Genomic DNA, 16,373 nt, shown 5'->3' with positions numbered 1-16,373 from the left:
TCTGCCCGTTGGCCGGTGAGGCGACAGTGGTCGCTGGACCGCAGAGCCGGGGACAGCACCATGCGATCCAGCGTGCGCGGGTGCCGTTGCGACCCAGGGCCGGCGCACGACGCTGTGTGCGCGGTAACGAACGTCGCATCCGCCAGGTCCGTGCCGGCATGTGCCGATGTGATGCCGGTCACGGCAAGCGCTCCCGACCGCTCGGCCGGATCGCTGGCATTCGCAAAGCGCAGCGCCTTTGCGCAGCGCGTCCGCGTGTGCTAGTGGCACGCGATGCAGGCTTGGCTGGCGATGCGTCTCGCCGGCATGCCGCCGCCGACCAGCATCGGACAGGGGAGGCGCGAGGTGAACTACCATTTCATTTCCGGGCTGCCGCGGGCGGGCTCGTCCTTGCTGGCCGCGTTGCTGCGACAGAACCCGCATGTGCACGCCGATGTCACCTCGCCGGTGGCGCGACTGTACGCGGCGATGCTGATGGGCATGAGCGAGGAACATCCCTCCAACGTGCACATCGACGACGCACAGCGGGTGCGGCTGCTGCGTTCGGTCTTCGACGCCTATTACCAGGATCGCCAGGGGCTGGGCACGGTGTTCGACACCAATCGCGCCTGGTGCAGCCGCCTGACAGGGCTGGCGACGCTGTTCCCGCACAGCCGCCTCATCTGTTGCGTTCGCGATGTTGGCTGGGTCGTCGATAGCTTCGAGCGCCTGGCGCAGACCCAGCCGCTGCGCTTGTCGGCGTTGTTCGGTTACGACCCGGAAGATTCGGTCTCGTTGCGCGCGGACCTGCTGACCGCGCCGCGCGGCGTGGTGGGCTATGCACTGGACGGGCTGCGCCAGGCGTTCTACGGCGAACATGCCGATCGACTGCTGCTGTTGCGCTACGAAACGCTGGCGCAGCGGCCGGCGCAGGCGATGGAGCAGGTCTACGCCTTCCTGCAACTGCCGGCGTTCGCGCACGACTATGCTGGTGTCCAGGCCGAGGCCGAACGCTTCGATGCCGCGTTGCAGATGCCGGGCCTGCATCGCGTCCGTCGCGGGGTGCAGTATGTCCCCCGGCGCAGCGTGTTGCCGCCGGCGCTGTTCGAGCGGTTGCAGGAGCTGGCCTTCTGGGAACGCGGGCCCTCGCATGGAGCCCTGCTGGTATGAGCAGGCGCGTGGCGTGGCAGCGCACGGCGACGCGGCGGCACTGCCGAGCAGGCGGCCAGCACGGGCCGGCGTCGGCGGCCGCCGGCGGATGACGACCCTGTTTCGACGCGAGGCGGTGGACTACCGGCAGCGCAGTCGGCTCGGGCCGGTGGTGCTGCGCCAGCATGGCGCGCTACGTTGGTGCGTAGGCCTGCTGATGACGACCGTGATCCTGCTGCTGGTCGGATTCTTCCGCCTGGGCTTCGCGCGCAGCGAGACCTTGTATGGCACGGTCGTCCCGGCGGGCGGACTGATCTCCGTCACCACACCGCAGTCGGGCGTGGTGGTGCAGGTCGGCGCCGTGCAGGGCCAGCGCGTCGCTGCGGGCCAGCTGCTGTTCGTGTTGTCGGCCGAACATCGCGACGATCGCGGGCGGCCGACCCAGCGCGCTGCTGTGGTGCTGGCCGAACAGCAGCGCCTGGCCGTCGAGGCGATGGCGCAGTTGCGTGCCCAGGGGCGCGTGCAGCAGCAGGCGGCTGCGCGGGCGCTGGCCGGCCTGCGCGACCGCTTGCAGCAGATCGACGCCGAGCTGGACTTGCTGCGCCATCGGCAGCAACTGACCCAATCGATCGAGCAACGTTACCGTACCGCGTTGACGCGCGGCCTGGTCAGCCAGCAATTCGTCGATGAGAAACAGGCCGACGTGCTCGACCAACGCGCGCATACCCTGGAGCTGCAGCGCGAGCGCATGGCCTTGGCCGATGCGCTTGCGCAGGCCCAGGCCGAGGTGCAGCAGTTACCGTCGAACTTGCGCCAACAATTGGCGATGGCCGGTGCCGGCCTGCAGGAGGACCGGCGTGCGGCGATCGAGCAGGCGGCCGCGTCGCGTTGGGAAGTGCGCGCGCCGCGTGCCGGGCGTGTAGCGCTGCGACCGCTGCAGCGCGGGCAGGCGGTCGCGCAGGGGCAACGCCTGGCCGATCTGCTGCCGACGTCGATGGCGACCGAGGTCGTGTTGTATGCGCCCTCCAGGGCCGCCGGGCTGATCGGCCCCGGCATGCCGGTGCAACTGCGCTTCGATGCCTTGCCCTACCAGCACTACGGTCAGTTCGCCGGGCAGGTGGTCGAGATCGCCGTCGCGCCCGAACCGCCGCGTGTCGACTCGGTCTCGGTAAGCGAGCCGTTGTACCGCGTGCGGGTGCGCCTGGCCGGGGATGCCGCGCTGCGTGCAGGACGCACGGCGGTCCTGCGACCGGGTATGCGCGTGCAGGGCACGCTGGCATTGGAATGGCGGCGCTTCTCGCAGTGGGCATTCGAGCCGCTGTCCAGTTTGCACGGCACGCTGCGATGAGCCGCTGGTGGGCGCAGTTGCGCCGAGCGTCCGGCGTGCGTGGATTGCCGATGATCCTGCAGGGGCAAGTCGGCGAATGCGGATTGGCGGCCATGGCCATGATCGCCCACTATCACGGTTGCCACATCGGCCTGGCCGAACTGCGCCGCCGCTTCCTGCTATCGCGACAGGGCACCAACCTGGCCAATCTGGTCGCGATCGCGCAGGCGCTCGGTCTGCAGGCGCGCGCGTTGCGGCTGGAAATGGACGCGCTGCCGGAGTTGCAGCTGCCCTGCGTCGTGCATTGGGATCTCAATCATTTCGTCGTGCTCAAGCGGGTGGGCACCCGTCGTCTGCAGATCCACGATCCGGCCAGCGGGCCGCGGAGCCTGACGCCGGGCGAATTCTCCCGGCATTTCTCCGGGATCGCGCTGGAACTCAGCCCGGCCGCCGACTTCCGTCCGCAAGCTGCGGCGCCGGCAGTGGCGTTGTCCTCGTTGATCGGTCGTGTCCACGGGCTTGGACGGGCGGTCTGGCAGGTGCTTGCGTTGGCATTCGCGCTCGAGGTACTCAGCCTGGGAATGCCGTTCCAACTGCAGTGGATCGTCGATCAGGCGGTGCCGTCGGCCGACATCGGGTTGATCCATGTCCTTGGCGCCGGGTTCCTGTTGCTGGTGGTCCTGCAATCCTGCATCGCCCTGCTGCGCGGATGGCTGATCGCCAGCGTGTCGGCACAGCTGGGTTTTCAATGGATGGGGCAGGTGTTTGCGCACCTGCTCGCGCTCCCGTTGGCGTATTTCGAGAAGCGTCACCTCGGCGGAATCCAGTCGCGATTCGCCTCGATCGTGCAGGTGCAACGCACCTTGACGACCGGATTCACCCAGACCCTGGTCGATGGCGTGCTGGTGATCGGCACCCTCGGCCTGATGCTGGTCTACAGCGTCGGCCTCAGCGCGATCACGCTGGTGGCGGTAACGCTGTATGCGGCGACACGCTGGCTGTGGCTGCGGAGGATGCGCGAAGCTGCCGCCGAGCAGTTGTTGTGGGACGCGCGCCAGCACACCCACCTGCTGGAGAGCGTGCGCGGCATCCAGGGCGTGCGGCTGTTCGGGCGCCAGCAGGTGCGGCGCATGGACTGGACCCATCTGCTGGCCGAACAGACCAATGCACAACTGCGCCTGGCGCAGGGCGAGGTCTGGCAGTCGTCACTCAAGCGCCTGCTGTTCGGATGCGAGCGGGTGCTGGTGATCTGGCTCGCCGCGTTCGCGATCCTGCGCGCAGAGCTTTCGCTGGGCATGCTGTTGGCATTCATGGCTTATCGCGAGCAGTTCGCCATGCGCTTGTCAGAGCTGATCGATCGGCTGGTGGAGTTCCGCCTGTTGCGCGTCCATCTGGAGCGGGTGGCCGACATCGTCCACCAGCCGCGCGAGGAGGCCGATCAGCGCATCGATGCGCCTGCCTGGAACGACACCACCATCGAACTGTGCGGCATCGGCTTCCGCTATGCCGACGATACCCCGGCCGTGCTCGAAGACGTCAGCGTGCGCATCGCCAGCGGGGAATGCGTGGCCATCACCGGCGCGTCAGGGTGCGGCAAGACCACCTTGGTCAAAGTGATCCTCGGGCTGCTGAAACCCAGCGCCGGACACGTAAAGATCGGCGGGCGCCCGCTGAGCGAGACGGCGCTGACGCCCTATCGCGCCATCGTCGGCACGGTGATGCAGGACGATCTGCTGTTCACTGGATCGGTCAGCGAAAACATCAGTTTCTTCGACCCGGAGCCGGATCAGGCGCAGGTCGAACGTTGCGCGCGCATCGCCGGCGTGCACCAGGAGGTGGAGCAGATGCCGCTAGGCTACGCCTCGTTGTTGAGCGAGGCGGGTACCGGGTTGTCGGGCGGGCAGCGGCAACGCGTCTTGCTGGCACGCGCGCTGTACAGGTCGCCACGCATCCTGGTGCTGGACGAGGCGACCAGCCATCTGGACGTCATGAACGAGCAGCGCGTCAATCGCGCCATCCAGGCAATGCAGGTCACCCGGATCATCGTGGCGCATCGACGCGAAACCGTGGCCATGGCCGCGCGCGTCATTACCCTGGAACAGGGGCGAGTGGTGAGCGATCAGCCGATCGCCGATTGGCAGCGGCTGCAGGAGCGCTCCGCCGCAGCCGACTGATCGCTGCCGTTGGCCGCTGGCGCCGAGCACTGCCGGCGCCGTCATTGCCGGGGGCGCAGCCGCTCGGCTGGGCAGGATGACGATGCCGTGCTAGGACGAAGCGGACGCGGCTGCGATTTATGTGCCTGCGTGCCGCGCATGCGCTCCATCGCTGGCCGCATGCGGTGGCAGTTGGCGTAAAGTGTCGGCTTCTTTGCCCCATGCCTGCCGCTGCGCTCGTTGGCCTGACCACCGCTGCCGGTGCCTGCGCGTGGGGAGTCCTCCGGATACCGTTGCGCATGACTTCTGCTGTTCCCTCCACCCGTCGCATGGCGCTGCTGCTGGCCGGGCTGGCGATGTTCGGCCCGTTTTCGATCGACACCATCTTCCCGGCGTTCTCGCAGCTGGGCCGCAGCCTGGCGGTGGACCAGGTGGCGATCCAGCAGACCATCAGCGTCTATCTGCTGGCGTATGGCCTGATGAGCATCGCGCACGGGCCGTTGTCCGATGCCTGGGGCCGCAAACGGGTGATCCTGGGCGGGCTGGCCTTGTTTGTCGCCGGCTCGATCGGCTGTGCGCTGTCGCAAGACTTGCCCACGCTGCTGGCATTCCGCGCGCTGCAGGGCCTGTCGGCCGGCGTGGGCATGATCGTCGGGCGGGCGGTGATCCGCGACCTGTTCCATGGCCCGGACGCGCAACGGCTGATGAGCCAGGTGTCGATGATCTTCGGGATTGCGCCGGCCATCGCGCCGATCATCGGCGGCTGGATCCTGCTCAGTGGCGGCGGCTGGCCGTTGATCTTCTGGTTCCTGGTGGTGTTCGGCCTGGTGCTGCTCATCGCAACCCTGACCTGGCTTCCCGAGACCCACCCGGTGGAGGCGCGCACGCCGCTGCAGTTCAAACGCCTGTTGCAGGATTACGTGCGCATCGGCTTCAACCCGCGCTTCCAGCGCCTGGCCGCGGCCGGTTCGTTCAACTTCGCCGGCATCTTCCTGTACATCGCGTCGGCGCCGGTGTTGATCATGCAGCACCTGAAGCTGGGCGAAGGCGATTTCGCCTGGCTGTTCATTCCCACCATCGGCGGCATGACGCTGGGCTCGTTCCTGTCCGGGCGCATGGCCGGGCGCATGCAGCCGGTGCGGCAGATCCGCATCGGCTTCATCTGCTGCGGGGTGGCGGCGCTGGCCAATCTGGCCTACACCTTTGCGGTGGCGCAGATCGCGCTGCCGTGGGCGGTGCTGCCGATCTTCCTGGCCGGCGTGGGCATGGCGCTGATCTTCCCGATCCTGGCGCTGGCAGTGCTGGACATGTACCCGCAGCAGCGCGGCCTGGCGTCCTCGCTGCAGGCCTTCACGCAGTTGATGACCAATACGGTGGTGGCCGGGGTGCTGTCGCCGCTGCTGAGTGAGCATCCGCGGCATCTGGCGATCGGCATGACCGGCTTTTTCTTGCTGGGCTGGCTATTCTGGCGCTGGGAGCGCCGCAGCGGCCGCCGTCTACGGCACCGCCAGGCCACCGAGGCAGTGCCTCTGGAGCCGGCCGACCACCTCTGACCTCACAGGAGCCTGCATGTCCACCGATTCCAAGTTGCGCCGTGATGCCCGCAAGCGCGCCGCCGAGCGCCAGCGCAACCAGGCCGCCGCCAATCCCGCGCCGGTGTCCCCGATCGAACCGCATGCCGAACTCCGCGACCAGCAACGCACCCTGTTGGCCGGCATCGTCCGCCGCGACGGTGAATGGGTGCTGGGCATGGATGGCCGCATCGCCGGCGAAAGCACCAGCGCCGCCCAGGTGCTGGCGCTGATCATGCGCGCGGCCGAGTTGCACGAACGCCAGGGCACCCCCGTGCGGCTGACCTACTCGGACGCCCTCAAGGACGCCGCGCACGCCGAAGCCCGTGCCGACGGCATGGAGTTCGAGCAGTTCAAGACCAGGTTGAGCGAACGGTTGCAGGGCGGCACCAAGCTCAACTGAGCCTGCTGGAACAAGCGCTGCTAGACGCACTGCCTGACACGTCTGCTGCCCACGACAGCGTTGGGTGTCAGTCAGGGCGTGTCACTGGACGCGCAACAGCGGGTGGACGATGCCGAAGTAGATGGTGCAGCAGCCTGCCGCAGGTCGCCAAAGCGATGAGCATGCTCATCGCGATCACGGTTTGATCAGTGGCAGGATGCCACCGCGCCATGCAGGCGGGAAACGCTGGCATCTGCGCGCTGTGTTGCGAGCCGATCAATCCCGGCCACTGCCAGCAATAAGCAATCGTCAGGTGCCACGCCAGCGACAACAGCACCGCCAACGCTGCGATGCACCCACCTGCCGTCATACAGACCAGCAACCACCACGTGCAACGCTGACCGATCATCGACGCAACACCTCGCTGTCAGAGAGCGCTGCACCTGAGCAATCTGCCGAAGCGACGGTTGGCCGGTGGTCGACGCTTTCCTTTGCCATGCGTCATCAGCGCGCCATCGCAGGCGCAGTCGTCGTGGTTGCCGGAGTGGCGGCCGGTGCCTGCCACCCGCACATCTGCCCTTGATTCTGCTGCTTGAGCCATTCGCTCATCGGCGCGAAGTATTCCAGCATCGGTCCGGCATCGAGTTTGTCGTTGCCGGTGAGTTCCTTGAGTGTGGTCTGCCAGGGTTGGCTGGAACCACGCTGCAGCATCGACCAGAACTTCTGCCCGGCGTCCTTGTTGCCGTAGAAGCTGCATTCGTACAGCGGCCCCTGATGGCCGGCAGCCTGGCATAGGCCTTTGTAGAATTGGAATTGCAGGATATGCGCCAGGAAATAGCGCGTGTACGGCGTGTTGCCCGGCACGTGGTACTTGGCGCCAGGGTCGAAGAATTCTTCGCCGCGCGCGCCGACCGGCGCCACGCCCTGGTACTTGGCTTTCAGTTCCCACCAGGCCTGGTTGTAATGCTCGGGCGTGATGGAGCCGTCGAACACGCCCCAGCGCCAGCGGTCGATCATCAAACCGAACGGCAGGAACGCCACCTTGCTCAGTGCCATGCGCATCTGCGAATTGATCAACGACTCGCGGCCGGTCTGTTGCTCGCCCACCATGCCGATCGACTGCAGGTACTTGGGCGTCATCGCCAGCACGATGGTGTCGCCGATCGCTTCGTGGAAGCCATCGTTGGCGCCGTTCTGAAACAGCGGCGGCAACGGGTTATAAGCCAGGTCGTAATAGATGTGGCCCAGCTCGTGGTAGATGGTGGTGAAGTCTTCTTCGGTCGGCTTGATGCACATCTTGGTGCGCACGTCCGCGCCGATGTTCTGGTTCGGCTCGCCGCCCATGTTCATGTCCCAGGCGCTGGCGTGGCACACCACATCGCGGTCCAGCGGCTTGATGAACTGCGAGCGCTGCCAATACGTGTCCGGCAGCTTGGGCATGCCCAGCGATGTGTAGAAATCCTGCGCGCGTTCGGTCATCTGCTTGGCGGTACGCAGCTGCGCCTCGCGTTCGGCGTTGAAGCGTGCGGCCGCGCCACCATCGCCGCCGGTATTGCGCGCCAGCACTGCGCTGAGGTTGCCCTGGTACTGCTTTTCCAGCGCGGAGGTGATGTCCAGATCACCGGCGCCAGGGTAGGGCTGCAGCAGATCCCACAGGTTGCTCCAGTCCTGCTGCCACATATTGCCCATCAGGTGTGCCGGCAACAGGCCGCCGGCGACCTCGCCCTTGTCCTTGCCGTATTGCGTATCGAGTTTGCCGCGCGCATAGCACTGCAGCTGCGCATACAACGGTTTGACCTGTTCCCACAGACGGTCGGTTTCGCTGGCCAGTTGCGCCGGCGGCATGTCGTAGCCGCTGCGCCATAGCACCCCGACGTCGGCGAAACCCAGCCCGCGTGCGCCCTCGTTGGCCAGTTCGACGAAGCGTTGGTAGTCCTTGCGCATGGGCTGCGCAGTGCTGTGCCAGCCCTGCCAGGCGTCGAGTTGTTCGTTGTAGTCGCGGCTGCTGGCCAGCACTTGCTCCAACTCGCCGAGCTGGCGGCAGCGGCGCTGCTCGCCTTCGCCCACGCAGTAGCTGCCCGCGCCGTAATCGCCTTCCATCTTGGCGGCGATGCGGGTGAGTTCGGCCAGCTTGGCCGGGTCGCGCGGTGCGGGCAGGGCACTCATCAATTTCAGCAATTGCAGCGCACGCGCACTGTCGGCCGACATCGGTGTGCCGGCGTACTGCTTGGATTGTTCGATCCACCGGTCCAGCTGCGCCAGCGAGCGTTCGTTGGCCTTGGCCGCCAGCAACTGCGAATCGCCGTTGATGTAGGTCGACGACAGCCACTGCGCCGCAGTGATTTCCGGATAGGCCGCCTTGTATTCGGCGCTGATGCGCGCAACGAACTGGTCGGCGCTTTCGGCCAGCGCGGTCTTGCTCGCCACAGGTGTGTCCGGTGGTGCCGCATCCCGGCGGCAGGCCGACAAGCTCAGGGTGCCGGCAGCCACAGCCAACGCCAGCAACAGCAAACGAGGATTCACGGGTGGTCCTTGCAGTGAAGTCCGGCGAAGGCTAGAGCGCGCCGGGGTTCAGGGCAAGGGGCAACGCACGCCACGCATGCGATGTGCGGCGCGGGCAGACGCAGGCGTTGGCGATCAGCGCAGCGTGGTGCCGGTGCACTTGGCGAACAGGTCGCGCTCGGGCGCATAGACGCTGGTCTTGACCTGCATCAACCCAAGCACGGACGGGAACAGCGCATCCTGATCGGTATATTGCCCTGCACGGTGGCGCAGGCAGGCTTCATCCAGGCCGCGATCGCGCGCGAACTCAGGCGAGAACCACATCACCATCGGCACATGGGTCTGCTCCTTGGGCGCGATGGCATACGGAACGCCATGCAGGTACAGGCCTTTTTCGCCAAGCGATTCGCCGTGATCGGAGAGATAGATCATCGCCGTGTCGTAGTCCGGCAGGCCACGCAGCGCGTGGATGGCCTGATTGAGGAAATGGTCGGTGTACAGGATCGAATTATCGTAGGCGTTGACGATGTCCTGGCGGCCGCAGCTGCCCAGATCCGCGGTCTTGCACACCGGCTTGAAGCGTTCGAACTGCGCCGGGTACCGTTCGAAGTAGCTCGGGCCATGGCTGCCCAGTTGGTGCAGCACCACCACGCGGTCGCCAGGCTTTGCGCGCACCTGCGCAGCCAGGTCGCTCAACAGGATCTCGTCCATGCAGCGGCCATCGGCGCACAGGCCCGGTGTGGTGGCATCGTCCAGCTTCTGGATCTCCAACCCGTCGCACACGCCCTTGCAGCCGGACTGATTGTCGCGCCACAGCGTCGAAATGCCGGCATGTTCCAGCACATGCAGGAACGACTGATGGCCACGAATCATGTCTTCGTTGTAGTCGCGACGCCCGTAGGGCGAGAACATGCAGGGCACCGAGACTTCGGTGCTGGTCCCGCACGAATGCATGTCGGGGAAGTTGATCACCCCTGCCTGTGCCAGCTCCGGCGTGGTCTGTCTGGCATAGCCGTTGAGTCCCCAGTTCTGCGCGCGTGCGGTTTCCCCCAGCACCACCAGCAACAAGCGCGGGCGGCTGCCCGGCGCGCGCGGCGTGGCCATGGCGTCGTGTTCGATCGGCTGTTTGGGAGCACGCTTGATCGGCGATTCGGATTTGAGGTTTTGCCGCAATGCCACGATGTAATTGATCGGCGTGGCCAAATAACGCGCTTCGCGGTGATTGCGCATCAGTGCGGAAATATCCTGCGACGAGAGCATGGCGCCAGCAGCGCCCACCACCGCCACCACCAGCAGGAAGCCCGATCGCACCAGCACCGCCTTGCCCGCACTGCGTGCGCGCAAACGTGTGCGCCACAGCAATGCAGTCGGAATCAGGAAGTAGCACACCAGCGGAAGGATCAGGCCCGGCGTGAGCAACTCGCGCGATTCCTTGTGATCGGTATGCAGCACGTTGCGCAGCATGTCCGCATCCAGATAGACGTTGTAGCTGTCCATGTAATGCGCGGCCAGCGCGGTGGTGAACAGCAAGAGCGTCAGCAGCGGCTTTGCATTCCAGCGCCAAACCAGGATGCCCAGGAGCAGCGCATGCACGGCCACCAACAGCGCCATCAACGAGATCGCGAACCCGATGCTGCCCGGATGCGTGGCCATGGCCGTGCGCCAGAACAACTGATTGCACACCAACGCAAAAAACAGGCTCGACAGCAGTACCAACGCTTCGGTCGACACCGTCGGCCGCGTACTCCACGTCAGCGCGCGCAGGCCACCACGCCTGCGCGGTTCCGGCAACCAGGTACTCATGCTGCATCCCCCGAGAGCAACATCAATCCAAGCGCGCGACGCGGCCGTTGCAGCATCACGCAGTACAGCGCCAGTGCGCTCACCCAGCACACCGCCAGCGACCACAGGTCGTGCGAGAGAAAATGCGCGCCGCGCAATTGTTGCGCAACACCGAAAATGAGACCTGCTGCCAAGCCTATGAACAAACCTGCAAACCGCCATGCAGGACGGAGCGCCAGCGCACAAAAATACAGTGCCACCCAGGCATAACCGGCACTGGCATGGCCGGCAGGAAAGCACCCGGACGCGGCGATGCCGTGGCGCGATTCGAATAGCCCGATCATCGCCTGCGTACCGCCATAGCGGCTCAGATCCCATGGGCAATCCATCGCCGTCCACGACTTGAGCAGCGACACCAGCGAGGTCGACAGCGCGACGGAGGCGGCCAGGTAGGTCAGCGGCCAGCGCAACACCTTCAGGCGCGGCCTGCACCACGCAACGATGGCCAGCACCAGCACGCCGACTCCGGCTGCCGTGCTCAACCATTTACCCACGCGGTGGATCACGCCGCTGGTGAACCAGTGGTCCTTGAGTAACCAGTGGCCGCCTTCCAACCGATACAGCGCATCGGCGATCCATTGGTCGCCACCGGCGCCCATCAGCAGCGCGCTCGCCAACAGGACGCAGGCCAGGGGCAGCCACAGATGGCGCACGAGGAAGTGCGTCTCCACGCCGCTGGCGGTATGCGCCACGGTCGGCGCACGGATGGGAAGCGTTGTCATCGAGATGGCGGCCTGTGTCAATGCCCGACATCTTCGAAACCCGGATGTCGGAAAGCGGTCGGACCGGGGTTGCCCGGCCGTTAACCCGACACCAAGCGTTCAGTCTGCATCGCCTTCGCCACCGGTTTGTTCGGCGTCGGACGCAGCGGCGATGCAACCGGCATGCCACGCCGTGCCGGGCAGCAACTGCCATTGATTGCGATTGGACTCGCCGATATCGATGCGTTGCGCCGGATCGATACATGCCGGCACCGCCTGCTTGAGCACGAACAGCCAGCGAGTGTGCGGCGCTTGCGCAAGCCACGGGCCGGCCTTGGCCCATTGGTCCTGCCAGCTCGCCTTGAAGCCGAAATCGGTCACCGGGCGATCGGCCTGCAGCAGGTTCTGCTCGCGCCAGGCCAGCATGCCCAGCTGCGCGTCCGGGCCGATGCGCTGGCCCACGCGCTGCATCAGACGTGAGGACGAACTATAAGGATCCAGCGCCGGCATCAACCCCAGGCCGAACACCGTCCACAGCGCGGCGGTCATCACCACCAACGCGGTGCCCGCGCGTTTACCGCGCGACCATGCACTCGCCGCCAGGCCGACCACGCCCAGGCCGATCAACCAGAAACCCACCGGCTGCAGCGAGGCAAGCTCCATGCCGCGCTTGACTGCGGTGTTCTCGGCCCAGTGCAGATGCAACGCAATGCCGCCGCCCAGCGCCAGGCCGGCGACGGCAAGCAGCAGCACATACCCGGTCAGCAGCGCCCGCACGCCGCGCCGGCGCAACAACCCCGCCAGCAACGGCGCCGCGGCAATGCACAGTGCCGGCAGCATCGGGAAGATATAGACCTCGCGTTTGCCCGGGCTGGCGCTGAAGAACAGCAGCACCAGCACGCTCCAGGCCAGCAGCAGCACATAGCGCGGGTCGCCGCGGCGCAGTCGCCGCCACCAGGCCGGCAGCAGCCACGGCAACAACAGGCATCCGGGCAGCCACAAGGTGGCGATCACCTGCAGGTAGTACCAGAACGGTTTGACGTGATGCCAGGCGTGCGCGTAGCGCGTGCCGGTCTGCTTGAACAACAGCTCGTGCGCATAGGCATGCAGCTGCGTGTCGTCGCTGTGCCACAGCGCGATGCCCAGCGGCCCCAGCCACACCGCCGTACCGGCCACGAACGCCGGCAGCACCAGTGCCCAGCTGCGTCCTGCCAGCGCGCGCGCCGGCAATACGCGCCAATGCGTACGCCGCAGCGCCATCCACGGCAGCAAAACCAGCAGCGGCAGAAAACCGACGCCCTTGGTCACCGTGCCGACGCCGGCAGCAAACAGGCCCAGCGTCCAGGCGCGCCAGTCCGGCCCGCGCAGCAGGTGCCGCAGCAGTCCCCACAACGACAGTGTGGTCAGCGCCACCAGCACCATATCGATCTGCGCACGCTTGGCCATCAGGCCGAACTGCAGCACCGTGAACAAGGCCAGCACCGCGTGGGCCGCCACGCGCCGCGTCCAGAGCCGGCGCGCGATATCCCAGGTCAGCCACAACGTGGCCAGCGCGGCCAGCAGCGACGGCAGCAGGAAGGCCACCGGCCAGTGCGGTACCAGTTCGTAGGTGGCCGCCTGCAGCCACATGAAGGCCGGCGGTTTTTCTGCATACAACTCGCTGCCACGGTGCGGCAGCAGCCACTGGCCGGTCTCGACCATGGTGCGCGCGGCCAGCACGAAGCGCGGCTCGTCCGGCGGATTGGGTTGGCGCATGCCCAGCCCGGCCAGCAAGCTGACGACGATCGTCAGCAGCGCGGCCAGCAGTGCGCGCTGGCGGGATGAGGAGGCAGCGATGGCAGGCGACACGCGCACGCCCTGAGTAAATGCGGGCAGACACTATCTGGCAAGTGGGTCGGAAATTTGTCGGAGCCGAGCCTGCGTGATCGCGCATCGCAGCGCAGGCATCGCCATGCGCTGCTGCCGAAGCGCAACCGGTTGGAAGGCCGTGCCGGCGATAGCGGTCGCGTTTGGCCGGCCTCGGTTAGGATGCGCACACTGTGCCTGCCGGGCCGTCCTGGAACCCCGCTCATGCGGCTGCTGGTCATTGAAGACAACCGCAACATGGTTGCCAACCTGTTCGACTATTTCGAAGCGCGCGGGCATACCCTGGACGCCGCGCCCGATGGCGTCACCGGCCTGCATCTGGCGACCACCCAGCATTACGACGCATTGATCCTGGACTGGATGATGCCGCGCATGGATGGACCGGAAGTGCTGCGCCGGCTGCGCGAGCAGCACCAGTCCGAATTGCCGGTGATCATGCTCACCGCACGCGACGAACTGCCGGACAAGATCGCCGGCTTCCGCGCCGGCGCCGACGACTACCTGACCAAACCCTTCGCACTGCCCGAGCTGGAGGTGCGCATCGAAGCCTTGCTGGCGCGTGCGCACGGCCGTCGCCGCGGCAAACTGCTGCAAGTGGCCGACCTGCGCCTGGACCTGGCCACGCTGGAAGCGACGCGCGCCGGCCAGGTGCTGCATCTGTATCCGGCCTGCCGCAAGTTGCTGGAAGTGCTCATGCAGGCCAGCCCGGCCGCGGTGACGCGGCAACGCCTGGAGCAATCGTTGTGGGGCGACGATCCGCCCGACGGCGACATGCTGCGCTCGCATATCTATGAGTTGCGTCGCAGCGTGGACGGCCCGTTCGCGCAAAAACTGATCCATACCTTGCCGCGGCTCGGCTACCGGCTGGCGCAGCTGGATGCGGCCGATGCACCTGGCGCTGGCGACTGCAGCGATGTCTAAACAGCGCCCGTTGGGTCGCCGCGTGCTGGTGTGGTTGTTCGGCTACACGCTGCTGATGACCCTGGCGGTGTTCGGCACCGCGCAGTACCTGCACGAACGCGCCGAACACGGCGTGTGGCGCTCGCTGCTCAATTCCGAACTGGACAGCATTCTCGAGCGCAGCGTGCAGAATCCGGAGTATCACTGGCAGGACTCGGACACCTTGCGGCTGTACCGCGTCGACGATGTCGCGCGCACGCCGCCGGTCTTGCGCACCCTGCATCCCGGCCTGCACGACGGTCTGGAGATCGCCGGCCGCCAGAGTGCCGTGATGGTGCGCGACACCGCGCATGCCGGCCGCCTGGCCCTGGTGCTGGACATCACCGATTTCGAAGCGCTGGAAAAGTTCCTGACCCGCTGGATGCTGGCCGCTGGGATCGCGCTGATCGGCATCACCTTGCTGATGGGCACGTATGCGATGGCCCGGCTGGTGCGCCCTTTGGTGGAACTTGCGCGCGACATCGGCGCGTTGCGTCCAGGGCAGCGTGCGCAGCAGATTGCGGTCGGGCCACAGGGCAGCGCCGAACTGTACGTGATTGCCGATGCGCTCAACGATTATCTGGAACGCAACAGCCAGTTCGTCGACCGAGAGCGGGCCTTCATCGACAGCGCCAGCCACGAATTGCGCACGCCCATCGCGGTGATCGGCAATGCGGTGGAGCTGGCGCTGGAGCAACCCGGCACGCCGCCGGCGGTACGCCACCAGCTGCAGCGCATTGCCCAGACCAGCGCCTCGGTCGAGCAGTTGATCACCTTGCTGCTGGTGCTGGCCAAGGACCCCGGCCGGCTGGTGCGCAGCAGCGATGCGTTGCGGCTGGATCAGTTGCTGCCGGACATCGTGGCCGACCACACGCACCTGTGCGCCGACAAGGATCTGCAACTGGTCGTGGACCCGTTGCCGCCGTGCAGCCTGGTCGCCCCGGTCGCCATCGTGCAGACGGCCATCGGCAACCTGCTGCGCAACGCCATCGAAAACAGCGACCGCGGCATCATTCGCATCTCGCTGTCGGCGCCCGGCGTGGTCCGCATTGCCGACCCCGGCCATGGCATGACGCCCGAAGAGATCAGCGCCATCTACACGCGCCTGGCGCGCGGCAACGCACGTCAGGGGAGTGGCATCGGGCTGGAGCTGATCGGACGGTTGTGCGAGCACCTGGGCTGGCATCTGCAGCTGGATTCCAATGCAGGGCAGGGCACGGTGGCCACGCTGGATCTCTCCGGCGCCACGGCAACGGGATCCTGAGGCCGATCACTCGACCGACTGCGCTCAGCCCAGACGGCGCGTCCGCTATTCCGTACTGCAGGTGCCACACGTTCGCCGCTGCTGCTGCGAACGCCGCACTGCCCTGATGCCCGTCGCTGCTGACCACTGCTCGCTGCGGTTGGGCAGCCACTTGAACGCGCCGCGCAAGCTCAGGCAGGCAACAGGCCGCGTGCGTCCAGCCAGCTGCGCGCGTTCTCCGCGTCCTGCTCGAACCAGGCACGGGTGGAGCCCAGCCGATACGTATAGCCCCAGCTGTCCATGTCCGCCATCAGGCGCGCGCTGCCCACGCCGGGCAGTTGCTCGGCCAGCAGGATCTGCAGGTAACAGGTGGCGTCTTCTTCCTCCACCGAATCGGTGGCGTCGGTATGCACGGCGGCGCGTTTTTCCGCAGGCAGCACGATCAGATGTCCGGCTTCGTGCAGGAGCGAATGCACCGGGGTGTCGTCGCGCACGTACACATCGCAGCCGATGATGCCGGCCTCCGGTTCGCCCCAGAAACTGCCTGGAATCGCTGCACCACTGTCCACGCGATGCAGGCGCAAGCCATAGCGCGCGAGCAGGGCGGCAGGTGCGTCCAGGCCGATATCGGCCACGCACAGGACATCGGCAGCGGTGGGTGTGGCAGTGGGGGCGGTGGTCACGCGCAATGGCTCGCGGTCGGGTCACATGCAACAACG

The 16,373-nt window shown here is 66.6% G+C and carries 13 protein-coding genes; 7 read left to right on the top strand and 6 right to left on the bottom strand.

Features of this window, described 5'->3' with window-relative positions:
* Window positions 1-345 precede the first annotated feature (345 nt).
* The 5 genes from raxST (at window position 346) to LN450_RS01830 (ending at window position 6,582) form a co-directional block, all read left to right on the top strand.
* Window positions 346-1,149, top strand: a complete 804-nt coding sequence (gene raxST / locus LN450_RS01850) for a RiPP modification sulfotransferase RaxST (RefSeq protein WP_039418813.1) — start codon at window positions 346-348, stop codon at window positions 1,147-1,149.
* The gene (locus LN450_RS01845; RefSeq protein WP_078537057.1) at window positions 1,130-2,476 is read left to right on the top strand and encodes an HlyD family secretion protein; all 1,347 of its coding nucleotides are present in this window, start codon (window positions 1,130-1,132) and stop codon (window positions 2,474-2,476) included. The genes raxST and LN450_RS01845 overlap by 20 nt, the downstream gene beginning before the upstream one ends.
* Window positions 2,473-4,629: a peptidase domain-containing ABC transporter RaxB gene (raxB, locus tag LN450_RS01840; protein WP_011346723.1), complete on the top strand. Its 2,157-nt coding sequence runs from the start codon at window positions 2,473-2,475 to the stop codon at window positions 4,627-4,629. The genes LN450_RS01845 and raxB overlap by 4 nt, the downstream gene beginning before the upstream one ends.
* A gap of 278 nt (window positions 4,630-4,907) precedes the next feature.
* Window positions 4,908-6,161, top strand: a complete 1,254-nt coding sequence (locus LN450_RS01835; protein ID WP_011346724.1) for a multidrug effflux MFS transporter — start codon at window positions 4,908-4,910, stop codon at window positions 6,159-6,161.
* Between the two features lie 16 nt (window positions 6,162-6,177).
* On the top strand, window positions 6,178-6,582 hold the full coding sequence (locus LN450_RS01830; RefSeq protein WP_003484384.1) for a hypothetical protein: 405 nt from the start codon (window positions 6,178-6,180) through the stop codon (window positions 6,580-6,582).
* 67 nt (window positions 6,583-6,649) lie between these two features.
* Here LN450_RS01830 and LN450_RS01825 read toward each other — a convergent pair whose 3' ends face one another.
* The 5 genes from LN450_RS01825 to LN450_RS01805 all read right to left on the bottom strand — a co-directional run bounded on the left by LN450_RS01825 (window position 6,650) and on the right by LN450_RS01805 (window position 13,460).
* A complete protein-coding gene (locus LN450_RS01825; protein ID WP_071042663.1) occupies window positions 6,650-6,970 on the bottom strand; it encodes a hypothetical protein in 321 nt (106 codons plus the stop codon).
* Window positions 6,971-7,065: 95 nt separating this feature from the next.
* Complete coding sequence (locus tag LN450_RS01820) at window positions 7,066-9,084, bottom strand: M2 family metallopeptidase (RefSeq protein ID WP_011346725.1); 2,019 nt, start codon at window positions 9,082-9,084, stop codon at window positions 7,066-7,068.
* A 114-nt stretch (window positions 9,085-9,198) separates the two neighbouring features.
* A complete protein-coding gene (locus LN450_RS01815; RefSeq protein ID WP_011346726.1) occupies window positions 9,199-10,866 on the bottom strand; it encodes a phosphoethanolamine transferase in 1,668 nt (555 codons plus the stop codon).
* Window positions 10,863-11,627 carry a phosphatase PAP2 family protein gene (locus tag LN450_RS01810; protein WP_011346727.1) on the bottom strand — a complete coding sequence of 255 codons (765 nt, stop codon included), beginning with the start codon at window positions 11,625-11,627 and terminating at the stop codon, window positions 10,863-10,865. The genes LN450_RS01815 and LN450_RS01810 overlap by 4 nt, the downstream gene beginning before the upstream one ends.
* A 99-nt stretch (window positions 11,628-11,726) precedes the next feature.
* Entirely contained in the window at window positions 11,727-13,460 is a 1,734-nt protein-coding gene (locus tag LN450_RS01805; protein WP_039418581.1) for an ArnT family glycosyltransferase, read from the bottom strand.
* Between the two features lie 216 nt (window positions 13,461-13,676).
* Here LN450_RS01805 and LN450_RS01800 point away from each other — a divergent pair, with 216 nt between their 5' ends.
* Together LN450_RS01800 and LN450_RS01795 are read left to right on the top strand one after the other, a co-directional pair.
* The gene (locus LN450_RS01800) at window positions 13,677-14,393 is read left to right on the top strand and encodes a response regulator transcription factor (RefSeq protein WP_003484375.1); all 717 of its coding nucleotides are present in this window, start codon (window positions 13,677-13,679) and stop codon (window positions 14,391-14,393) included.
* Complete coding sequence (locus LN450_RS01795; protein ID WP_029818902.1) at window positions 14,359-15,675, top strand: sensor histidine kinase; 1,317 nt, start codon at window positions 14,359-14,361, stop codon at window positions 15,673-15,675. The genes LN450_RS01800 and LN450_RS01795 overlap by 35 nt, the downstream gene beginning before the upstream one ends.
* 170 nt (window positions 15,676-15,845) lie before the next feature.
* Here the strand turns inward: LN450_RS01795 and LN450_RS01790 are convergent, their stop codons facing one another.
* The gene (locus LN450_RS01790) at window positions 15,846-16,337 is read right to left on the bottom strand and encodes a hypothetical protein (RefSeq protein WP_014089622.1); all 492 of its coding nucleotides are present in this window, start codon (window positions 16,335-16,337) and stop codon (window positions 15,846-15,848) included.
* Between the last annotated feature and the right edge of the window lie 36 nt (window positions 16,338-16,373).

The organism is Xanthomonas euvesicatoria pv. euvesicatoria (assembly GCF_020880415.1).
In the GTDB taxonomy this organism is placed as follows: domain Bacteria; phylum Pseudomonadota; class Gammaproteobacteria; order Xanthomonadales; family Xanthomonadaceae; genus Xanthomonas; species Xanthomonas euvesicatoria.
This window is presented reverse-complemented; position numbering and strand designations above follow the sequence as displayed.

Bases quoted from the DNA above. Each gene is read 5' to 3' on its own strand.
- LN450_RS01845 (WP_078537057.1), top strand. From the start codon at position 1,130: ATGGAGCCCTGCTGGTATGAGCAGGCGCGTGGCGTGGCAGCGCACGGC.
- raxB (WP_011346723.1), top strand. From the start codon at position 2,473: ATGAGCCGCTGGTGGGCGCAGTTGCGCCGAGCGTCCGGCGTGCGTGGA.
- LN450_RS01835 (WP_011346724.1), top strand. From the start codon at position 4,908: ATGACTTCTGCTGTTCCCTCCACCCGTCGCATGGCGCTGCTGCTGGCC.
- LN450_RS01830 (WP_003484384.1), top strand. From the start codon at position 6,178: ATGTCCACCGATTCCAAGTTGCGCCGTGATGCCCGCAAGCGCGCCGCC.
- LN450_RS01825 (WP_071042663.1), bottom strand. From the start codon at position 6,970: ATGATCGGTCAGCGTTGCACGTGGTGGTTGCTGGTCTGTATGACGGCA.
- LN450_RS01815 (WP_011346726.1), bottom strand. From the start codon at position 10,866: ATGAGTACCTGGTTGCCGGAACCGCGCAGGCGTGGTGGCCTGCGCGCG.
- LN450_RS01810 (WP_011346727.1), bottom strand. From the start codon at position 11,627: ATGACAACGCTTCCCATCCGTGCGCCGACCGTGGCGCATACCGCCAGC.
- LN450_RS01800 (WP_003484375.1), top strand. From the start codon at position 13,677: ATGCGGCTGCTGGTCATTGAAGACAACCGCAACATGGTTGCCAACCTG.
- LN450_RS01795 (WP_029818902.1), top strand. From the start codon at position 14,359: ATGCACCTGGCGCTGGCGACTGCAGCGATGTCTAAACAGCGCCCGTTG.